The sequence below is a fragment of the Mucilaginibacter phenanthrenivorans genome (assembly GCF_024721155.1).
In the GTDB taxonomy this organism is placed as follows: Bacteria; Bacteroidota; Bacteroidia; order Sphingobacteriales; family Sphingobacteriaceae; genus Mucilaginibacter; species Mucilaginibacter phenanthrenivorans.
The window spans coordinates 136666-156339 of the sequence record NZ_JAHVAP010000002.1 but is presented as its reverse complement, the minus strand read 5'-3'; the positions used below and the strand labels follow the sequence as shown (position 1 = coordinate 156339).

The window sequence follows — 19674 nt, the reverse complement described above, 5'->3', positions numbered from 1 at the left end:
CAAAGGTGCAGCGCCCCTAAATTTTATAACATGGATGATGTACGCAAGTGCATGGACAATTTTTCCTCAATACTTCATGAATTTTTGGAAGCGCTTCTGCGCCATATCAATTGCCTTTGTTTGAATTTTGTTCAGTTTCCCAAATGGGTTTAATACGATCTCTATTTCATTCTTTTTAACGATCCTCCTCCAGGCACCCACAACCTGGTTGTTCACGACAATGGACGGGTCGAATATTACATGCCTTGCCTGTGTGGTATATTTGGGGTTTACAGCGGCCGCGCGATCGCTGTAAGCAACGGCAAATTCATCATAGGCTGGCAACAGGTACGCGATTGGTGCCTTGCCTTGTGGTTCGGGCTTATCCTTAGCCATCCAGTATTCATGACCGCTAACCATCGTGCTGATAAATTCCGACTTTACAATTTCCAACCCGAGTCTTGCATCGCCTAAAGTAAGGCCGCTCCACCATGCAAAATCATGTAAGGTAGCCGGGCCGCGACTAACAATATATCGCCTCAACAATTCGGCTAATGCTTCTTCCTTATCTAACGGATGGCTTTGGGGTACCCTGTCATCAAATAACGCATACGTAAATTGCTTACCTTGCCGGCCACCGCTGCAAATCACACGTTCTAACTCGGCCTGCATCAGCAGGTGGATCAGGCGTTCGGTATCCGTTTTAACACCTGCATTATTCAATATCGTAGTAAGTTCAAACCGATCGAGCTGCTTGTTTCCTTCAAGCGCCCTTGCCAAAGCATCATTACTTTTTTTAAATATGGAATTATCCAGTTGAAGCTGCCGCGTTCTTGATGCGCCAAGCGACACGATGCGGTGCGCTGTAAGATCTAGCATCCAGCGCAGATCGTCAGGATCAACAAAGTGCCAGGTTGGCCGCAGCACGTGGGTACGGATAATGCTGCCGTCAGCTAAGGCCATATCAATAGCGGCATTGTTAATTTTCTTTAGCCTCATCCCTACCGCCCATTTTGCCCCGGCATAATCCTGCGCCTGCATTGCACCCATATATTTTACAATTTCAGCAGGCTTGCTAAATTGCTGGTGTGCAATATGCTGCGTGTACAGGCGATGATGCGCTATTTCCAGATTGGTCATTTTTCAGAGTCAAGAATAATGAAAGATAAAAAGAATTTTGAAACATCCTCTTTTTCTTGACTCTTGATTCTTGGTTCTTGACTCTCGGTTCCTGACTCTTAACCTACTTCAGGTTTGCCTTAAAAAAATCGGCTGCCATTTGTGAAACTTCCTCGTGTACTTGCCGACGGCTTACCGACGGATCATCATCAAAGAATTTGGGTTCTTCCTTTTTGAGCTGATCTACGGCCTCGTTTAAAAACACATAGTGGCCGACTTTGCCCTTAACTACATAGTATTTTGATTTGGCAATAAGCTGATGATATACAAAGGCGTTGGTGGCAGCAGGCGCTATACTGTCGGCTTGCGCGGTTACTATGTAAACCGGGTCGGTGATCTTTTTAACCTGGTCCCTATTCACAAAACCTTGTCCCGAGGCAGGGCTCATGGCAAAGAACGCTTTAAACCTGAGATCCTTTAGCGGCGGCGCGTTGTCGAATGATTGCCTGATCTCTGGTTTATCAATATAGTTAAGCAGGCCGGGAAACTCGGGTATATTTATTTCTCGATTACCTTTCGGGCTTTTATAGTAAGCTTTTAAAACATCAACATTTATTTCGGCGCCGGCAAGCGCCAGCGTGGTATAACCCCCTATCGAAAAACCGGACATACCTAAACGCTTCTCATCAATCACCTTACCAAATTCAGCATCCTTTAATAATGATGTTAATGCAAAGCTGATATCCTGTGGCCGCTCCCATGGCTCCAAAAAGCCCTCGGGAGTAGAATGATCAAATGTATTCCCGTAATGATCCACTGCCGCAACTATAAACCCGTTTTGCACCAGTTTATCGGCCAGCCATTCTAATGTTAAACGGTTGCCGCCTGCACCATGTGATATAAATACCAGCGGCAATTTACTATCCGGCAATTTGCCATTATGCACAGTTGTTATTTTAATAAAAGGCGAGAATCCGTTATCCTTTTGTGTTAATGTATCTGTTGTTGGATACCATACCTCGGTTACAACCGGGCGGTTCCGTTTTTCATCCTTATAATGAAAAGTCCGTTCTCCTATGTTCTGTGCCGATGCCTTTTGCTCAAAGGAAAATAAACTTAGAAAGGTAACTATTGCTGCTATTAAATTTGATCTGTTCATGCGATTAATATTTAATGCAAAACAAGTTGTATTTCACCTAACGAAAGTTGACAAAAGTCATTAAATAGGTTGATTAAGTTAGATTGAGTTGAATAAGTTGATTAGGTTTATAGATCAAACAATTCGCTTAACCTAATCAACTCAATCTAACCTAATCAACTCACTCAATTATTTCCTTCTCGCCTTCAACCTGCTCAGCGTTTCCTGCGAAATTCCTAGGTAATCAGCTACAAACTTGCCGGGCAGCCTTTGGATGATCTTTGGGTTCTTTTTCATCAGGATATCGTAGCGCTGCTTCGCGTCCATGGTTATTAAACTCTCAATCCGAATTATGGCATCGATATAGTCCTGCTGCAAACCGAGACGGGTCATACGTTCCCAGCCGGGCATAGTGTTTAAAAGCATTTGGTAATCAGCGTGGCTTATCATCAATAGCTCAGATGGTTCGATGCTTTGGATGGCTGCTGACGACTGCTGGCGCAGGGTAAAGCTTGGAAATGCTGTACCGAAACTGCCCTCAAATATTAAAAAACGGGTAGCCTCCTGCCCATCCTCATCAATTAAAAAAATCCGTAAACAGCCTTTTACAACAAAATACAGGTATTGGCTGATCTTGCCTTTTTCCAGCAAGATCTCATTTCGCTTTGTGGTTTTGGCCTTGCAGCAATTAAATACTATTGCCCATTCTTCTTCTGTTAAATTAATACCGGGCGATAATGTTTGTCTTAGTACTTCGTGCAGGTTCACCTTCATAAAAACAGGATAATAGCCTTATAAATATTTACCTTTGAAATCTAACTAAAAAACATAATGGCACAAAAAGTAATAACAGTAAATATTAATGTTTATGAGCAATCAGTAACCAATCGTCACTCTGCATACGAGGTGCCTTTTGTAAACAGGTACCTTGACGAGGGTTGGGTTATTAAAGAAACCATCCACAGCCCCACTACGGCAAACTGGACGAATATTACCTTTATACTGGAAAAATAACGAATTGACGCAGATATATGATTTGATTTATTAATATCGTAAATTTGTTATATGGAAACGTTGAGAATTGATGTACCCGATACTAAACTTACGTTAGTAACGCAATTACTAAAGGAATTGGGCGTGACTGTACACAAGGAAAATACAACCGATATATCCGCGCGAAAAAAAAGATTGGCTAATATTTCCGTTTGGACAGATGAAGATTTAAAAGTTTTTGAAGAAACTAAAAAAGGATTTGAAAACTGGAAGCCAGAGGAATGGTAGTAGATACAGGCATTTTGATTGAACACCTTCGTGCAAAAAATAAATTAGCCACCTCACTTTATTTAATCCCTGACGATTCTGAGCTATTTATTTCTACAATCTCATTGTATGAACTTTACATGGGTGCGACAACATCGGAAAAAGAGAAAGACGCCGAGGATTTGGCAGCAGACTTTTCCATATTACCATTTACCGCTGCTGCCGCCGTTAAAGCTGCAGAAATCTATCGTCAATTAAAGAAAACTAACAAACTGATTGAGTTCAGGGACATCTTCATTGCTGCAACCTGTATTGTAAACGACCTGCCTGTTGCTACGTTAAACAAAAAACATTTCGAAAGAATTGAAGGTTTGAACGTTGCTAATATTCAATAGACAATTCTATACTCGTTAAGCATTAAGGCAACTTATCTAACTCAACATCCGGCGCATTACCGGCGATTGGCCGCTCAAAAACGGTATTCCGAACAGTATAATTATTAAAGAACCCGCAATTTTTCAAATAGAAAGCGTTGCCGTCCACACCGCCGGCATAATCCATTCTGTAGCCTTTCATGGCTGTGGCGTCGTTGGTAAAGTGGGCACTGTTTATGGGTGTCCATTTTCCGTTTTCATCGGCTACCCATTGGTTGGTAAACAGCACCTTTCGGGTTATTGTACCCTGCTCAGGGTCGAAGTTCTCTAAAAAGGAATGCAATCCCTTTAAATAAGTTTGAGTTTGCGGGCGACTAAAACTTGCTATCAATTGCCACTTGTTTAGCTCTGGTGCGAAAAACCAGGTGGTAAACTCCGTATGATTGTTGGCTACAGGTTTGGCACGCACCAGGAATTTATAGGTATTGCCTGCCTTCCAGTTATACAACATATAGCTTTGCCCGCCCGAGCCTTCAGCTCCAAATTCGCCGGTATGCACATTGGGGCCCTTTTTTAACATGATGATCTTTTGGCTGTCTGGAATTGCCTTCGGGTCATCAGTTTTAAACGGGCTCCAAACGGAAAATAAGATATGCCTTTCTGTTGGTGAGTTTACCTGCATGCCAAAATAACCCACATTAAATCCATCAGCCATAAAGTATGATCCTAAAACATCGTTGCCAACCGGCACGGTAACTTCATTATAAAACCATTCCGCATTAGTTACCGGTACTTTGTAAGCCAGGTGAACAGACGGACCTCTTCGTCCCCAATAGAAATAGCTGCCTTCGTTGTTTTTCACATAGGCCGTTTTAGCATTTATAGCGGCACCCAATAATTTAATACTGCTAACATCTGCAAAGGTTTTCCCTGTTTTGCTGATAGCCTTAACCTGCACTTCAACGTATCCGGTATCTTTTGCGACCCACTCGCCCACGTAATACTCCTTAACCTCGTTGCCACTTACGGCAATTTCCTTCGTCGATTTTAAAGCAGAAACAGCGATCTTACTGGTACCATCAGCAACCTTCAGGTTGACCCAAAGCTTGAAATTACCCTTAGTAGCTACCCTGAAATAAACATTAAATTTTACCTCCTTGCTGGTCCAGTTCACAATACCATCATTTGTTACCGTACCGCCAACGGTATCTTTGGCAACACGCCAGGCATTGCCGCCTAAAGGTACAGTTATTGAGCTATCGGGTACAACGTTCCTATTTGAATGATTGGCATTTATAAAAGAAGTTATAGTAAGGCTGATTAGCGTTGTAAACAACAGGCAAAAAAATAATTTAGTTAGTTGCATCGTAGTAGTGGTATAAAATCGGATTATAAATGATGTAGAACTTATAAAGCGTAAATGCATAGTTCGCGATTGCCGCGCTATCGCTCGCAATGACATGTGTTTGTTTATTATTTAATAACCAGCAACCAGCCTTTACCCTTTTCTACCTTTATCTCGTCGCCATCTTTAAAGCTTGCTTTTGACTGGAAATTTTTGATTTCAGGCGCGGTTATAGTTGCCTTTGCCGGATCAATACCTAAAGCTTTCCAATCTATTTGCAACTTGACAGAACTATCGTCCTTTGCCCAACTTGCTATGGAGACCAACACTTTATGCTCTTTTTTATAAATGGTCGCCAGCACTTCCGGGTTACCGGTTTTTACCGGATTATTCTCCACCCAGTAACCAATCATCTTAGTGCCCTGCATGCCAAAATCGTCCCAAACTTTCCAGATCGGGCGCGGATCGGCGTTATCGCTCCATGGCATTCGGTTGGTCATGCCGTAGATCATCCCGCGCCACGGGTTACCACCGCCCTGCAGCATCTCGCCCATCAGGCCGAATGGAATCCCTGAAACTTCAGTTAAAAAGAAATCGGGCGAGTTTTTCTCATAATCAAAATACTCCCCAAACCAAAGGCGGTTTAAATACGGAAAATGCTCCAGGTACAGGTTGCAGCTGTTATTAAAGCCATCACTTTTGTTGTATTGATTAGCCGAATGCAGGTCGATAATGCCGGGGTGACCGTTTTGTGTTAATACTCTTTTTATCCGCTTCATGGTGATCCGGTCGAATGCTACGTCGTCCAGATAAATTCCGTCGATGCCCACGTTTTGTACCAGCCAGTTCATTCCCTCCACATAATAATTATGCCAGCGGCTCATCCCGCTGTTTATCAGCGCAGCATCCTTATATTCCGGCACATACCAAGCGGCGATGTAGTCATCAGCAACGTGTTCCTGCAACCAGGAATATCCTCCCCCCTTACCTGTCGAATAAATTTCATGACCAAGACTCCGCATCGGGAACGTTTCATAAGCACTGTTGGAAAGCTCACGAACGGTATTGTAGATCTTTACTTTTAAACCTAATTGATGTGCAGAGTCGATATAGCTCTTCATCTGGTGCCACCGGATGAATGGATAATTGATGTAAGGGTTTATTGGCGTACCATGGTGAATATTAACCACAGTTGCGCCTGTTGCTTTTATACTATCGAGATCGCTGTATTTATGGTAAAAGCGCGTTGCCCATTGAAAATCAGTATTTATTGGGTGGAACGGTGTGATCAGCAAAGTGAAATTATAATACAGCACATCGCCTTTTTTCATAGAGCGGGCACCGCTATAATTGTTTACCAAAACCCGGTTACTCTTCTCGCTGATATTAATGCCGCCCTTGTTATCATTCCCCCATGAGGTTGGCAGTAATAAAGGCTTTTGCAGATAGAAATTGGTATTCAGCGGCCGCACATAGTTTTCATCCCGCAAAGAGTATTGCAAGCCGGCATTTACGTCGCCTATCCATGCGCCATCCTGGTTTTTATGGACAACATCCCATTTCCACTCGTAGTTGTCCGGGCGTTTTTCACCTTTAAGGTTTAAACCCATCATGTATTTTGATGCCTCCTTATTAAAGGGAATTTCCATTCGGATGTCCTTCAGATCGGCATCCTGCAGGGCGGTGACCTTCACGGTGTATGACGTAAAGCCATCAAACTCTATTGAGCCAGAAACGTCCATCTGCAAATCCGCAGATGTATTCGTGGCTGTCCACTTAACGGTTCCCGGTTGGGTTAGCGTGAATTTCAAGCCTTTTGACTGCCATTTTTCGGGTCCGTTATTATTTTCGGCGATCAAGCTGATCGGTGCATCGATAACCTGTTTTGCCTTTGTTGAAAACGAGGTCATTTCAGGTGTAAAATAGGTTTCAATATTTTTCGGAAACCCCGTCTTATCCATGATCACTTTACGGCCAAGCAGTGCAATGCTATTATCCTTTACCACCAACGGCGTATAGGGTTTTATCACTTCGTTTTGCTGCGCGATAGTGGAGTTCAACCAGGTTAAGCGGGTTTCCGTCCATGGTTCGTTGATATTGCCTTTTATAGCGATAGCAGGATCAATTTTTATCCTGATACCGATCTTTGTATTCTCTGCATTCTTTGCACTAATGGTAACTGATCCTTCATAGGTTCCTGCAACAATCGTAGCAGGCAGGTTTACCAAACACCACATAGCCTGTACATCGCCTCTAATTATGTCGACTGTTTTGGTGAAGGCATTGCCCCTATAATCTGTACCGCCGTTATTAATGCACGACATTAACTTAGATGGGATCACTTGTCCGGACTTACTTTTCAAATCAGTAAAAGTAATTTTGACGCCGTTTAAATCCTTTGCGGTTGGATAGATCCCTAACTGGTAACTATAATTCTCCCCTCTTTTCGCCTCGCCGTTGAAAACACTTTTTGCCCCGGCAATGATCCACCTTTGCGGGATATCATGCTTCATTTTGATGATGTGCGTTCTGTCTTCCGGAAAAACTAAATAAGTTTTTCCTGCATTTAGTTGAACAATGTTATCTACTTCGGTTTTGGTGGCGATCACTTCCATAGGATAGAAGTTGTTCATCTCGTTGATGGACTCTATCGACTCAACCTTAGCACCTTCAATATTCGTGCTATTTTGGATAGATTGCAGCCAGTCGCTGGAAGCTGTTTGCGCCGCCTTTAAATACTTTATGTTAGGGTAGTTTGATTTCCGGTCGACTTTATAAGGCATATAGTACACGAAGTACTTTTTATCACCCGCCACTGGCTCAAAATAAAGTACGCCTGCTTCGCGGTTGATTGCCGTTACTGATACATTCTGAATCCTCTTATTGGTTGCAGCATCTACTACAAACAATTGCTTGTCTTCCGGATGCTGGTCGTTCCTGCGCCAGTTAATAACTGCTTTGGCAAGGCTGGTATTTGCATTTTGAAGGGTAAGCACAACCCTGTGATTGCCCAACGAATCGGCATCCCAGTCGTTATTTTTTACGGTGTATTTTATTTCCTGCGCAAAAGAAATATGGCAGATAAAGGTTAAAAGGGATAAGTGTAAAAGTTTTTTCATGAATCGATCTTATGGGAATGCTAATTTAAGCATACTTTAATAAGATGCGGTAATATAGGTGGTATAAACGGCACGCAAACGTTTGCACAAATCCATTCCCATTGGCTGTGTCCTCACGGCCAACTTTCTCCAACATACAAGTGTTGCCTGTGAGGACACAGGCAACGGCGATTGTTGTTATTTCAACAAAACCTTTGTAGCCCCATATCCAAATTTTTCCTTCCTTGCATCCATGAAAGTCTGGATCTTTTGGTGCTTGCCCAACAACTTGTGGATCTCGTGCCTTAAAGTCCCATTGCCCGCACCGTGAATAAATACGATCTCCGACTGCTGGTGTACAATGGCTGCATCGAGCGCTTTATGAAAAGTGTCTAATTGAACTTTCAGGATCTCGCCGCTGTTTAAAAACTGGTAATCGTTGCGCAGTTTTTCAATGTGCAGGTCAACTTCGCCGCCCGGCTTATCAACAACCACCTTTTCTTCGGGCGATTGGAAAAAACTTTCCTTCAGCTTTTCAGCATCAATTACCAACTCCGGTTCATCCAGCCTGATCAGCCACCCTTGTTGCTTTAGCACAGGGACTATTTTTTTAGCACCCGAAAAATCTTTGGCCTTAAATTTCTCGTTGATTACCAATGGGGCAGGCGGCTCCTGGTTTTGTTTGGTATGATAAACGATGTGGAAGATCAGTTTCGGCCAAAGCTGCAGATCAGCCAGTTGGGCAGAATATATTTTGGTTGCTGTATTTGGTGCAGCTATTCCACTGAACTCGCCCTTAAATGTATTTAGCTTTTCGGTAGTTAACGACGCCAGCAGCTGAAATGAAGTATCGTTCACCAAATAAAAATGAACTACTGAATTTGCCTTCGGGTCATTCACTACACCAATATAAACACCTTTAGCATTAAACTCGCCTGCGGGTGCTTGTTGCTCCTCTGTAAGTTCGTCTTTCTTGCTGCCCGCACCCACATATCCATGCACCGTGGTGACCTTACTGGCCAGTACCGGGATCTCAAAATCATCCTCACCCGTTACCCCTATCATCTGGTCGTCAATAATGCGGGTTACAAAACCCTCCATTTTTTCGTCCACAAAACGCACAAAATCGCCTAACTTATATTTTGACATGATTACATAGATTAAATGATGATTGCACCGATTATTTTTGATTACACAGATTTTTAAATAGAAATCGGTGTAATCAATCAACCATCGGTGCAATCCTTAAAAACAAAAAAACCACCCGCCCTAAGGCAGATGGTTAGAAATTAGTTATTTAATACCCCTATTAAAATAACTGCCTGCAAAGTAAAAAAATATTTATCGGTCTGCAAATAGTTATTTGTTAAATTTTTTAACATCAACGTAATTATTACATTTCTCCCGCGTCTAATCTGATATAAAAAGGCGTTAATTTCATCATTAGGGTGCCGTATTGGCTTAAATCCGTTTATTTGCTCACAAAATTTATATCAAATGTTCAAACCAATTATTATAGCTGCCTTTTGCAGTTTTTTATTTTTACAGTTACGGGCACAAAATTTGTACATGCCCCGCGACATCCAGGCCGCTTTCAATAAAGGAACCCGCTCATTAGACGGCAAGCCCGGCAAAAACTACTGGCAAAATCATGCCCGTTATAACATTTCGATAAACGCTTTACCGCCTGATAGAAATGTAAAGGGCGTTGAGCAAATAACCTATTTCAACAACAGCCCAGATACGTTGAAACATCTTAACATGAAGCTGATCCTGAATATTCACCGTCCCGGATCCGCCCGTTTTGGCGACGCGGGGGAAGATTACCTAACGCCCGGCATACAGGTTGACTCGATATTTGTAAACGGCGGTAAAACAGCATGGGATAATCAGAAAGCCGCCGGAACCAACCACATGATGAAGTTACCAGCAGCATTAGCGCCTCACGATTCGGTGAAGCTGAATATTACCTGGCATTTCCAGATCTCTAAACAAAGCGGACGCGAAGGAATGATAGATTCTACCACTTATTACCTGGCCTATTTTTATCCGCGCGTTTCAGTTTACGATGATTATGAAGGCTGGGATACCCTGCCATTTTTAGACGCGCAAGAATTTTATAACGATTTTAACGATTATACGCTGAACGTAACCGTACCAAAAAATTACATAGTTTGGGCAACAGGCACTTTACTGAACCCTAAAAAAGTTTTACAGCCGGAATATGCAAAACGACTGGAAAAATCATTCACCAGCGATTCAACAATTCATATTGCCACCAAAGAGGATCTTGCAAAGAAAAACATCACTGCACAAAATAATTTCAACACCTGGACATGGACCGCTACCAACATCAGCGACATGGCCGTTGGGGTAAGTGATCATTACGACTGGGACGCAGCCAGCACTATTGTTGATGATAAAACAAAACGCCGCGCCAGCATGCAATCGGCATTTTTGGATAGCTCTGAAGATTTCCATCATGCGGTACAGGCGGGCCGTCACTCTTTAAGCTGGCTTTCAAAAAACTGGCCGGGAGTACCCTACCCATTCCCTAAAATGACCTCATTCCAGGGTTTTGCAGATATGGAGTACCCAATGATGGTAAACGATAGCCATACTGATGATGTTGCCTTTTCGCAATTTGTACAGGATCATGAAATAGCACATACCTGGTTCCCTTTCTACATGGGTATAAATGAAAGCCGTTATGCATTTATGGATGAGGGCTGGGCAACGACCTTTGAACTGTTAATAGGAACCGATGAGGTTGGTAAAGAAAAGGCTGAAAAACTTTATAAAGGATTCCGGGTCGACGGCTGGATCAATGATCCTTCGACAGCCGAAGATCTGCCGATAATAACCCCTACCAGCGAGCAACGCGATGGCTACGGAAATAACTCATACGGTAAACCCTCATTGAGCTATTTCGCATTAAAAGACATGCTGGGTGATGAACTATTTAAGAAAGCGCTGCATACTTATATGGATAACTGGAACGGCAAGCACCCTATTCCGTGGGATTATTTTAATTCAATGAGCAGCGGAGCGGGAAGTAATCTAAACTGGTTCTTTAACAACTGGTTCTTCACCAATTACTATATAGATCTTAACCTGCAAAAAGTTGTAAAGTCGACCGACGGGTATAGCTTATCTATCCAAAACATCGGCGGCCTTGCTATCCCATTTGATGTTAAGGTAACATACAGCGATGGCACTATGGAAAGCTTTCATCAAACTCCTGCTGTTTGGCAGGCCAACGAAAAGCAGATCAGCATAAACATAAAAACAGGCAAAACCATAACCACAGCGGTGCTTGACGGCGGCATCTTTATGGATGCTGATGAGAGCAATAATAAGTGGTCGGCGAAATAATTCCCCGTAGAGACGCAATACTTTGCGTCTCTGAAATGAGCACGCCATTTTATAGGAGACACAAAGTAGTAAACAAAGAAACCCGGCCAACTGACCGGGTTTCTTTGTTTATAAAATTAAATATCGTTAAGAATTCTGTACAGAATGGTTTAAATCATTTGCACCGTTCTTGGCTTTTGATTTCGCTTCTTCAAATTTTGATTGCGCCTTGTCCTTCAGATCGCTGGCTTTTTCACGCGCTGTTTCAATAGCTGCGTCCTTATAATCAGACACTGTGTCTGCTACACCGCTAAACTTTGATTTTGCCTTGTCGTAAACATTGCTGCCATATTCCTTTATACCGCTGGTGGCTGTTTGTGCTTTATCTTTAGCTGCTTCAACCAAATCATTAATATAATCGGCGATATCGTCACGCGTTTTTTCGCCTTTTTCGGGTGCCAACAATAATCCTAATGCTGCACCAGCTGCTGCTCCTATTAATAGGGCTGCTATTACCCTTGTTTGATCCTTCATAGTTATTTTAATTTAGATGATTACACTTATACAATAACAATGCCACCGTTTTGTTTTTATTTTTTTTAAATTTTAAAACTTTTTTTTGCCTTTTACAGCAGGCCCCAGCAACAAAAAAGGCATCCATTTTTCAATGGATGCCTGTACGTTTAATGATTATATTATAATTAAATAACCTTTACATTTACCGCATTTAAGCCTTTTCTTCCGTTTTCTACTTCAAACTCCACTTTATCATTTTCACGGATTTCATCGATTAGACCTGTTGAATGAACAAATACGTCCTGGCCACCAGCGCTTGGTGTAATAAAACCAAAACCTTTTGTTTCATTGAAAAATTTTACTGTTCCTTCTTTTTGCATTATTTTATTTATTAAAAGCCGCAAGATATGGATAATAATCCGTAATGCAAGTTTATATTTAGTCCTGAAGTCGGGAAAGTCAGTAAAGTCCGAAAGATGAAAGAGCAAGAAGAATAGCCTAATAGCTAGAATAAGGCCATTATATAATACTTTAATAGTCTTAACTTTTGGACTTTACTGACTTTCGGTCTTCCGGACTTTACCCCCAACAAAAAAGCCCTTTAGCTTTCGCTAAACGGGCTTTGCTAAACACTAATTAATCGCACTTATCGCCCCATCGCGCAATCCTTAATTATTTAGCCACTTCTTGTGCATAAAGTCGTAACGACTATCTGTGTCACTTATATTAATACGGCGATAATACTTACTCTGCTACAGGCTTATATATTTAAATACGTTGAAAAATGTGTTTAAGTTTTCTCACCCCGAAACTTTATTTAATACTATTTTTGCCGAAAAAGTGATGACTGTATTTAAGCAGGAGATCAACTAATTTATATTGATGAAAGCTTTTATTTTCGACCTTAACGGCACCATGATAGACGACATGGCCTATCATACCAAAGCATGGCAAACCCTTTTAAATGATGAACTTGGCGGTAACTTTACATGGGAGGAGGTAAAACCGCAGATGTATGGCAAAAATCCGGAAGTATTGGTGAGGATGTTCGGGCCGGATCGTTTTACAATGGACGAAATGGTGCACCTTTCGCTTGAAAAGGAAAAGAAATACCAGGTTGAGTTTTTCCCGCATCTAAAGCTATTACCCGGATTAAATGAATTTTTAGAAGGCGCGTACCAGCATGGCATCCCAATGGCGATAGGCTCGGCAGCCATTCCGTTTAATATTGATTTTGTATTGGATAATCTTAACATCCGTCATTACTTCAAGATAATAGTAAGCGCTGATGATGTTGTTTTAAGCAAGCCACATCCCGAAACTTATTTAAAGGCAGCTGCACTGTTGAATGTTGAGCCTACCGATTGCACTGTATTTGAGGATGTACCCAAAGGCGCTGAAGCGGCAGCAAACGCGGGAATGCAGGCTGTAGTTATCACCACAACTCACGAACCGGCAGAATTTGATTACCTGCAAAACATTGTATGCTTTGCTACAGATTTTGAGAATGACACAGTTAAAGGATTGATCACTAAATAGGCAAAAAACTATTTCGGAAATAAAAACGTTGTATGTTGATCAATTCAGCCTGCTTATGAAACTTAAATACCTTTCAGTTTTATTTTTAAGCGCCCTGGTATTTGCATCATGTTCGCATGTTTATACACCGGCGCTTTACCACCAGGATATCGCTTATCAGCCAAAACCGACTTCGTTTGATACGGCAAAATCGTTAACGTACGTTTCTGCGGGGCTTGGCGGATATACCAACACCAATCTTAACGATGTGTTGATAAGCGGCCAGTTAAATTTAAGCCGCGGTCATGTTTTCAATAATTTCAATATTGCCTATGGTGGCTTTGCCGTTTTTGGCGATTACCAGAACGGATCGAACGATAAAACACAGCCCAACTATTTCAGCGACAAATTTTTTGGCGCCGTGGGCGGCCGGTTTTCGGCTAATGCCTTTGTAACCAACGGAAATGTAGATTTCCGGTTTATAGGTATGGAAATGGCTTACAGCCATGAGTTTGGCGGCTATGCAGATTTCCGGAAATCAATCGACAAACAGGGCGGCTATTATGTAGATCCGAGAACCGACCTCTTTTCCATCGGCCTTACCACGGAGGTGATCTTCCATAACCGCAACGATAATACATTCCAGCACGGCATCCGTGGATTTTTAGGAACAACAGTTGGCCACGACCAATTGGATGACACCTATCACAACGCCAACAATTCCAGCTCAAAATTCCTCCACCACATTTATCCAAAGGCAAGCTACTTTATAACATTCAAGGACTTCTTCGGCACATTTGAAGTGGGAAGCGCGGTATTTTTGAGGTTTGGATATAAGTTCTGAGTTAGAGACTATTGGTTAGAGACTAGAGATCAGAGGTTAGAGGTTAGTTGCTTGGGGTTGTTTAAGTTACTCTCACTACAACCTTTTATGAATTGCTTTCGGTAGAATCCAAAACAGGAAAGCAATAATCCGCCAGCGTTTGGTGATATAGGCTACATCGCGTTTGTTGTCAATAGCGCTAATGATCTGCCGAGCAGCTTTTTCGACCGGGGCTACCCAGAACAGGTTTTCGCCGGCTGCCATATCTGTATCTACAAAGCCGGGGCGCAGGTCGGTGATGTAAATCGGCAGTTTGGTTTGTTTGGCCTTTTGCCTTAATCCCTCCAAATAATTTATTTGAAAGGCCTTTGAAGCGAAATAAGCAGGTGCCTGCCTGCTGCCACGAATGCCGGCAATAGAGGTGATCGCTGCAAAATGCCCGAAGCCTTGTTTCTGAAAAAAGTTATAGCTCCAATTTGCCACCGCTGTAAATCCTGAAACATTTAAGGCATTTATACCCTGTTCAATTGAGGTATCAAGTGTTGGGTTGATCTTACCTGTGCCGGAACTAAGCACCAGCAGGTCTAAACCGCCAAGCTCATCAGTTAATTCCTTTAATTTCAGCGGTGCATCTGCAATATCAGTCACATCAAAAACAGAAACAACGAATTGCTCCGGGTTGGTTTTCTGAAGATTGAGCAACAATTGGTCGCGGCGACCGGTTATACCAACCTTATAGCCATTTGCAGCCAATAAAACAGCAAGCTGATAGCCAATGCCTGATGATGCGCCAACTACGATTGCCTTTTTCATGCCTGTTGTAATTAATCTTCGGAGTAAATACTACCTACCCTATCGCGTAGATTATAACCGGATGCCATTACCTCGCCGTAAGCCCCGGCAGTGCGGATAGCGATCAGGTCGCCGCGGAAAGACTCCGGCAGTTCCACATCTTTTTGAAAACAGTCAGTGCTTTCGCAAATGGGACCAACGACGTCATATTTTATGAAGTCCTGAGTATTGAGTTCTGAGTCTTGAGTCGCTTCTTTTTCGACTTCAGACTCTGGACTTATAACTCCAGACTGACTAACGTTCTCAATCAAATGATAAGCCTGGTAAAGCATCGGGCGGATCAACTCGGTCATGCCGGCATCTAATACAAGGAAATTCTTTTTCTGCCCGTTTTTAACGTAAAGCACCCTGGAGATTAACGAAGCACTTTGACCCACCAGGGCTCGGCCCAGTTCAAAATGAACTTCCTGCCCGGGTTTTACATTTAAAAACTGTTTGAATACTTTAAAATAACTTTCAAAATCAGCCACGGTATTGGTATCCGGGTTTTGGTAGTCGATCCCAAGGCCGCCGCCGGTGTTCAACACTTTTATGGTAAAGCCACGATCTTCGAACCAATCCTGGATTTCGTTGATACGGGTACAAAGATTTTTATAAACCTCCATGTCGGTTATCTGTGAGCCGATGTGAAAGTGAATCCCTAAAAACTCAAGGCTGGTACATTTACGCAAGGTTTCAGCTACATCACTCAACTGCCAGGTGTTGATGCCAAATTTATTTTCGTCGAGCCCGGTTGTTATGAAATGATGTGTATGGGCATCAACATTAGGATTTATGCGGATAGCCATTTTAGCGATCTTGTTTTTAGCTTTAGCCAGTTCATTGATCACTTCCAGTTCCTGTACCGATTCCGCATTAAAGCAAAAGATATCCGCATCAAGTGCGAGGTTTATTTCCTTGTCTGATTTGCCTACGCCTGCAAAAACTATATTTTCCTTGCCGAAGCCATGTTCAATGGCAGCTTTTACCTCGTTGCCGCTTACACAATCGGCACCAAATCCGTATTCCTTGATCAGGTCCAGCACCCGGGGATTAAAGTTCGCCTTCATGGCATAATGCACATGAAAGCCATATTTTGATGATGCTGTGCGACAAGCCTCCAGTGTTTGGCGCAGCACATCAAGGTGGTAGTAATAAAACGGGGTTTCTAAACTTTGGAAACGGGTTATGGTATTTGTATTGAACATTTTCTTATCTTTTTTGCCTCACCTAAATCCTCTCCCAAGGAGAGGACTTCAGCTTCGCTCTTTTTTAGAACCCTCTCCTTTGGAGAGGGTAGGGTGAGGCTAAAACAGCCTATTATGTAAACTTCTTAATATTTCTACTTTGTCGCCTGTTTTTATCAGCAGCGACATGTTATGGTCACTTCCGCCATACGAGATCATCCGGATGGGAATGTGCTTTACTGCCTCCAGCACACGGGCAGCGTAGCCGTGCTTCTCTGCGCCAAAATCGCCCACTACGCAAATGATGGTCTGGTTTTTATCGATATCTACCGAACCAAATGCCAGCAGTTCTTTAGTAATATCATCCAAATAAGTAGTGTCATCTATAGTTAATGATACCGCAACTTCAGATGTAGTGATCATATCTATCGACGTTTTGTATCGCTCAAAGACCTCGAAAACACGGCGTAAAAAACCATGTGCTAACAACATCCTGCTCGATTGAATTTTAATAGCAGTAATATCATCTTTGGCCGCTATAGATTTGATGCCGTCCTTTTGGCTGGCATCAGAGATCAGGGTGCCCTTAGCAGCCGGCTCCATGGTATTCAACAATCTCACCGGGATCTTATATTTTTGTGCCGGGAAAACGCTTTGCGGATGCAGGATCTTGGCGCCGAAATAAGCAAGCTCGGCAGCTTCATCAAATGAAAGTTCGGCAATTGGCTTTGTACCCTTTACAATCCGGGGATCGTTATTGTGCATGCCGTCAATATCGGTCCAAATCTGTACCTCTTCGCTGCGAATGCCCGCTCCTATTAGTGAAGCTGTATAATCGCTGCCGCCACGGCGCAGGTTATCTATTTCACCAAAAGTATTACGGCAAATATAACCCTGGGTAATGAACAATTTATTATCAGGGTGCTTATCCAACAAAGGCGTAAGGTGTGAAGTGATGTAATCAACTATCGGTTCGCTGTCTTCGTCGGTCTTCATAAAATCAAGCGCCGGCAATAATACCGATGGTACGCCTATCTCTTTCAAATAAACATGATATAAGGTGGTCGACAGTAATTCGCCCTGCGCCAGTATTATTTTTTGCTCGATGGAGGTAAAAAGATCATTAGCAAGTCCGCTAAGTAAAGCGAAATGATAATCTATCACTTCCTTTCCTTGCGCCAGGTATTCAGGTTTTGCAAATAGTTCCTTTATAAAAACTTCGTACTTATCCTTTAAAGCGCTGATAAGCCCCGCAGCTTTGCTCTTGTCATTTTCCAGGTAGGCCTGCCCTATCTCAACCAAACTATTTGTTGTGCCGGATACTGCCGACAACACCACGATCTGCCTCTCGGTCGGATTGATGATATCCAGCAGCTTCTTCATCCTTTCAGGACTCCCTACAGATGTTCCGCCAAATTTTAAAACCTTCATTTTTGTTCCTTTTTAACCACAAAATCGCTGCTTTTTACGCATCAAATTTGCGGCGCTAAAAATAGGGTTTTAAACTGCTTATAGCTAAAGATAAGCGAAATAAAATTCGGAAAGAGTTGATTGGTAAACCGTATCACCGAAGATTATCCTGCCGATTGCACAATTTGTAATTTTTCAGCGATTAAGGCCTCCATTTTGTTTTCCGGTTGAAATCCTTTCTTAAATTTTATAGATTTGAGACATGAACAAAAAACTGTACCTATATACCCTTCTTGTTGCCTTAATGTGCTCCTTTAATATCGTTAAAGCTCAAAATACCACTTCCAAACCCTTGCCACTAGCTCAGCTTCAACAGCAATTTGTTGACTTGCGTTTTGGGATGTTTATTCACTTTAACATTCCTACCTATATGGACCAGGATTGGCCCGACCCGGACGCATCGCCGGCTATATTTAACCCAACAAAGTTAAACTGTGATCAATGGGCTAAAGCTGCAAAATCAGCCAACATGAGCTACGGCTGTTTAACTACCAAACACCACAGTGGTTTTTGCATCTGGGATACCAAGACCACTGACTATAACGTGATGAATAGCCCGCTAAAAAAGGATGTCGTGAGGGAGTTTGTCGATGCGTTCCGCAAGAATGGCCTGAAGGTGATGTTGTATTATTCGATACTTGATACGCACCACCGCTTACGCCCAAATATGATCACCAAGAAGCATATTGAGATGGTTAAGGCACAGATAACCGAATTGCTGAGCAATTATGGCGAGATCTCTGCACTTATCATTGATGGTTGGGATGCGCCATGGTCGCGTATTACTTATGATGATATTCCTTTTGAAGATATTTATAAGCTGGTAAAGTCACTGCAGCCTAACTGCGTGATAATGGACCTTAACGGCGCCAAATACCCGGCAGAGGGCCTTTATTATACTGATATAAAAACTTATGAGATGGGTGCTGGTCAGCGGGTATCAAAGGACGGTAATCACATGCCTGCATTAGCTTGTTTACCTATTCAGAAGGCATGGTTCTGGAAAACTACATTCCCTAATGAGCCGGTAAAGGATGCCGCAAAAATGGTGAACGAAACTATCAACCCATTAAACAACGAGGACGTTAATTTCATCCTGAACGTTGCGCCAAACCGCGATGGCTTATTTGACGACAATGCTTTAGCCGGCTTAAAAGAGATCGGTAAATTATGGCACAATGAGGGCCCTGAGAAAAAGCTACCGGAATTGGATGCGCCTATAATTTCATCCAACATCGCCAAAAAACAACCAGCAAGCGCCAGCTGGAGCGACGATAGCAATATTATGGACCAGGCAAATGATGATGATTTTACCACCTCATGGATCTCCAACCCTACTGTTGCCAAACCATGGTACGAAATTGATTTCGACCGCGACAAAGCTTTTAACGCCATCAGCATCGCCGAAGAGAAGGCCAACATTACCAACTATCGCTTAGAGTATTATGAAAACAGTCAGTGGAAACCGTTATTCAATGGCGAGAACGGCAAACGTGTGAAGATCCACCGTTTTAATACGGTTTATGGAAGTAAAGTAAGGATTTGGATAGATAAGTCGGACCACCAGCCATCAATAGCGGAGTTCGGGGTATACGACGAGCAACGATGAGATTAAGTGGGCAGTAGCAGTTGGCAGTAAATAAAAATCACCAATTCACTAAA

The 19674-nt window shown here is 42.6% G+C and carries 18 protein-coding genes; 7 read left to right on the top strand and 11 right to left on the bottom strand.

What is annotated here, in order from left to right; all coding sequences use genetic code 11:
- Nucleotides 1–66: 66 nt before the first annotated feature.
- The 3 genes from KXD93_RS05305 to KXD93_RS05295 all read right to left on the bottom strand — a co-directional run bounded on the left by KXD93_RS05305 (nucleotide 67) and on the right by KXD93_RS05295 (nucleotide 3010).
- Nucleotides 67–1119, bottom strand: a complete 1053-nt coding sequence (locus KXD93_RS05305) for a winged helix DNA-binding domain-containing protein (protein WP_258135858.1) — start codon at nucleotides 1117–1119, stop codon at nucleotides 67–69.
- A gap of 103 nt (nucleotides 1120–1222) precedes the next feature.
- Nucleotides 1223–2257 (bottom strand): alpha/beta hydrolase family protein, encoded by a 1035-nt coding sequence (locus KXD93_RS05300; RefSeq protein WP_258135857.1) that lies wholly within the window; start codon nucleotides 2255–2257, stop codon nucleotides 1223–1225.
- A gap of 168 nt (nucleotides 2258–2425) precedes the next feature.
- Nucleotides 2426–3010, bottom strand: a complete 585-nt coding sequence (locus tag KXD93_RS05295; protein WP_258135856.1) for a Crp/Fnr family transcriptional regulator — start codon at nucleotides 3008–3010, stop codon at nucleotides 2426–2428.
- 57 nt (nucleotides 3011–3067) lie between these two features.
- Here KXD93_RS05295 and KXD93_RS05290 point away from each other — a divergent pair, with 57 nt between their 5' ends.
- From KXD93_RS05290 to KXD93_RS05280, 3 genes are read left to right on the top strand one after another with little or no spacing between them, the layout of a single operon-like run.
- Entirely contained in the window at nucleotides 3068–3250 is a 183-nt protein-coding gene (locus KXD93_RS05290; RefSeq protein ID WP_258135855.1) for a hypothetical protein, read from the top strand.
- Between the two features lie 51 nt (nucleotides 3251–3301).
- On the top strand, nucleotides 3302–3517 hold the full coding sequence (locus KXD93_RS05285) for a hypothetical protein (protein ID WP_258135854.1): 216 nt from the start codon (nucleotides 3302–3304) through the stop codon (nucleotides 3515–3517).
- Nucleotides 3511–3891: a type II toxin-antitoxin system VapC family toxin gene (locus KXD93_RS05280; RefSeq protein WP_258135853.1), complete on the top strand. Its 381-nt coding sequence runs from the start codon at nucleotides 3511–3513 to the stop codon at nucleotides 3889–3891. Before KXD93_RS05285 ends, KXD93_RS05280 begins: the two co-directional genes overlap by 7 nt.
- A 22-nt stretch (nucleotides 3892–3913) precedes the next feature.
- Here KXD93_RS05280 and KXD93_RS05275 read toward each other — a convergent pair whose 3' ends face one another.
- The 3 genes from KXD93_RS05275 to KXD93_RS05265 all read right to left on the bottom strand — a co-directional run bounded on the left by KXD93_RS05275 (nucleotide 3914) and on the right by KXD93_RS05265 (nucleotide 9462).
- A complete protein-coding gene (locus tag KXD93_RS05275) occupies nucleotides 3914–5236 on the bottom strand; it encodes a DUF3472 domain-containing protein (protein WP_258135852.1) in 1323 nt (440 codons plus the stop codon).
- 107 nt (nucleotides 5237–5343) lie between these two features.
- Nucleotides 5344–8334, bottom strand: coding sequence for a glycoside hydrolase domain-containing protein (locus KXD93_RS05270; RefSeq protein ID WP_258135851.1), 2991 nt, complete (start codon nucleotides 8332–8334; stop codon nucleotides 5344–5346).
- Between the two features lie 177 nt (nucleotides 8335–8511).
- Nucleotides 8512–9462, bottom strand: coding sequence for a Smr/MutS family protein (locus tag KXD93_RS05265; RefSeq protein ID WP_258135850.1), 951 nt, complete (start codon nucleotides 9460–9462; stop codon nucleotides 8512–8514).
- Between the two features lie 348 nt (nucleotides 9463–9810).
- On the opposite strand from KXD93_RS05265, the gene KXD93_RS05260 reads away from it, so the two are divergent.
- A complete protein-coding gene (locus KXD93_RS05260; protein ID WP_258135849.1) occupies nucleotides 9811–11688 on the top strand; it encodes a M1 family metallopeptidase in 1878 nt (625 codons plus the stop codon).
- Nucleotides 11689–11814: 126 nt separating this feature from the next.
- On the opposite strand, the gene KXD93_RS05255 is transcribed toward KXD93_RS05260, so the two are convergent.
- Both KXD93_RS05255 and KXD93_RS05250 read right to left on the bottom strand, forming a co-directional pair.
- On the bottom strand, nucleotides 11815–12201 hold the full coding sequence (locus tag KXD93_RS05255) for a YtxH domain-containing protein (RefSeq protein WP_258135848.1): 387 nt from the start codon (nucleotides 12199–12201) through the stop codon (nucleotides 11815–11817).
- A gap of 167 nt (nucleotides 12202–12368) precedes the next feature.
- On the bottom strand, nucleotides 12369–12563 hold the full coding sequence (locus tag KXD93_RS05250; RefSeq protein WP_073404972.1) for a cold-shock protein: 195 nt from the start codon (nucleotides 12561–12563) through the stop codon (nucleotides 12369–12371).
- Between the two features lie 502 nt (nucleotides 12564–13065).
- On the opposite strand from KXD93_RS05250, the gene KXD93_RS05245 reads away from it, so the two are divergent.
- Together KXD93_RS05245 and KXD93_RS05240 are read left to right on the top strand one after the other, a co-directional pair.
- Complete coding sequence (locus KXD93_RS05245) at nucleotides 13066–13722, top strand: HAD family hydrolase (RefSeq protein WP_373417345.1); 657 nt, start codon at nucleotides 13066–13068, stop codon at nucleotides 13720–13722.
- Nucleotides 13723–13777: 55 nt separating this feature from the next.
- Entirely contained in the window at nucleotides 13778–14545 is a 768-nt protein-coding gene (locus KXD93_RS05240) for a hypothetical protein (protein WP_258135846.1), read from the top strand.
- 75 nt (nucleotides 14546–14620) lie between these two features.
- Here KXD93_RS05240 and KXD93_RS05235 read toward each other — a convergent pair whose 3' ends face one another.
- The 3 genes from KXD93_RS05235 to KXD93_RS05225 form a co-directional block, all read right to left on the bottom strand.
- Nucleotides 14621–15337 (bottom strand): SDR family NAD(P)-dependent oxidoreductase, encoded by a 717-nt coding sequence (locus KXD93_RS05235; RefSeq protein WP_258135845.1) that lies wholly within the window; start codon nucleotides 15335–15337, stop codon nucleotides 14621–14623.
- A gap of 11 nt (nucleotides 15338–15348) precedes the next feature.
- Nucleotides 15349–16563 carry a diaminopimelate decarboxylase gene (gene lysA / locus KXD93_RS05230; RefSeq protein WP_258135844.1) on the bottom strand — a complete coding sequence of 405 codons (1215 nt, stop codon included), beginning with the start codon at nucleotides 16561–16563 and terminating at the stop codon, nucleotides 15349–15351.
- Nucleotides 16564–16662: 99 nt separating this feature from the next.
- Nucleotides 16663–17973, bottom strand: a complete 1311-nt coding sequence (locus tag KXD93_RS05225) for an aspartate kinase (protein ID WP_258135843.1) — start codon at nucleotides 17971–17973, stop codon at nucleotides 16663–16665.
- A gap of 241 nt (nucleotides 17974–18214) precedes the next feature.
- On the opposite strand from KXD93_RS05225, the gene KXD93_RS05220 reads away from it, so the two are divergent.
- Complete coding sequence (locus KXD93_RS05220; protein ID WP_258135842.1) at nucleotides 18215–19621, top strand: alpha-L-fucosidase; 1407 nt, start codon at nucleotides 18215–18217, stop codon at nucleotides 19619–19621.
- Nucleotides 19622–19674: the final 53 nt, after the last annotated feature.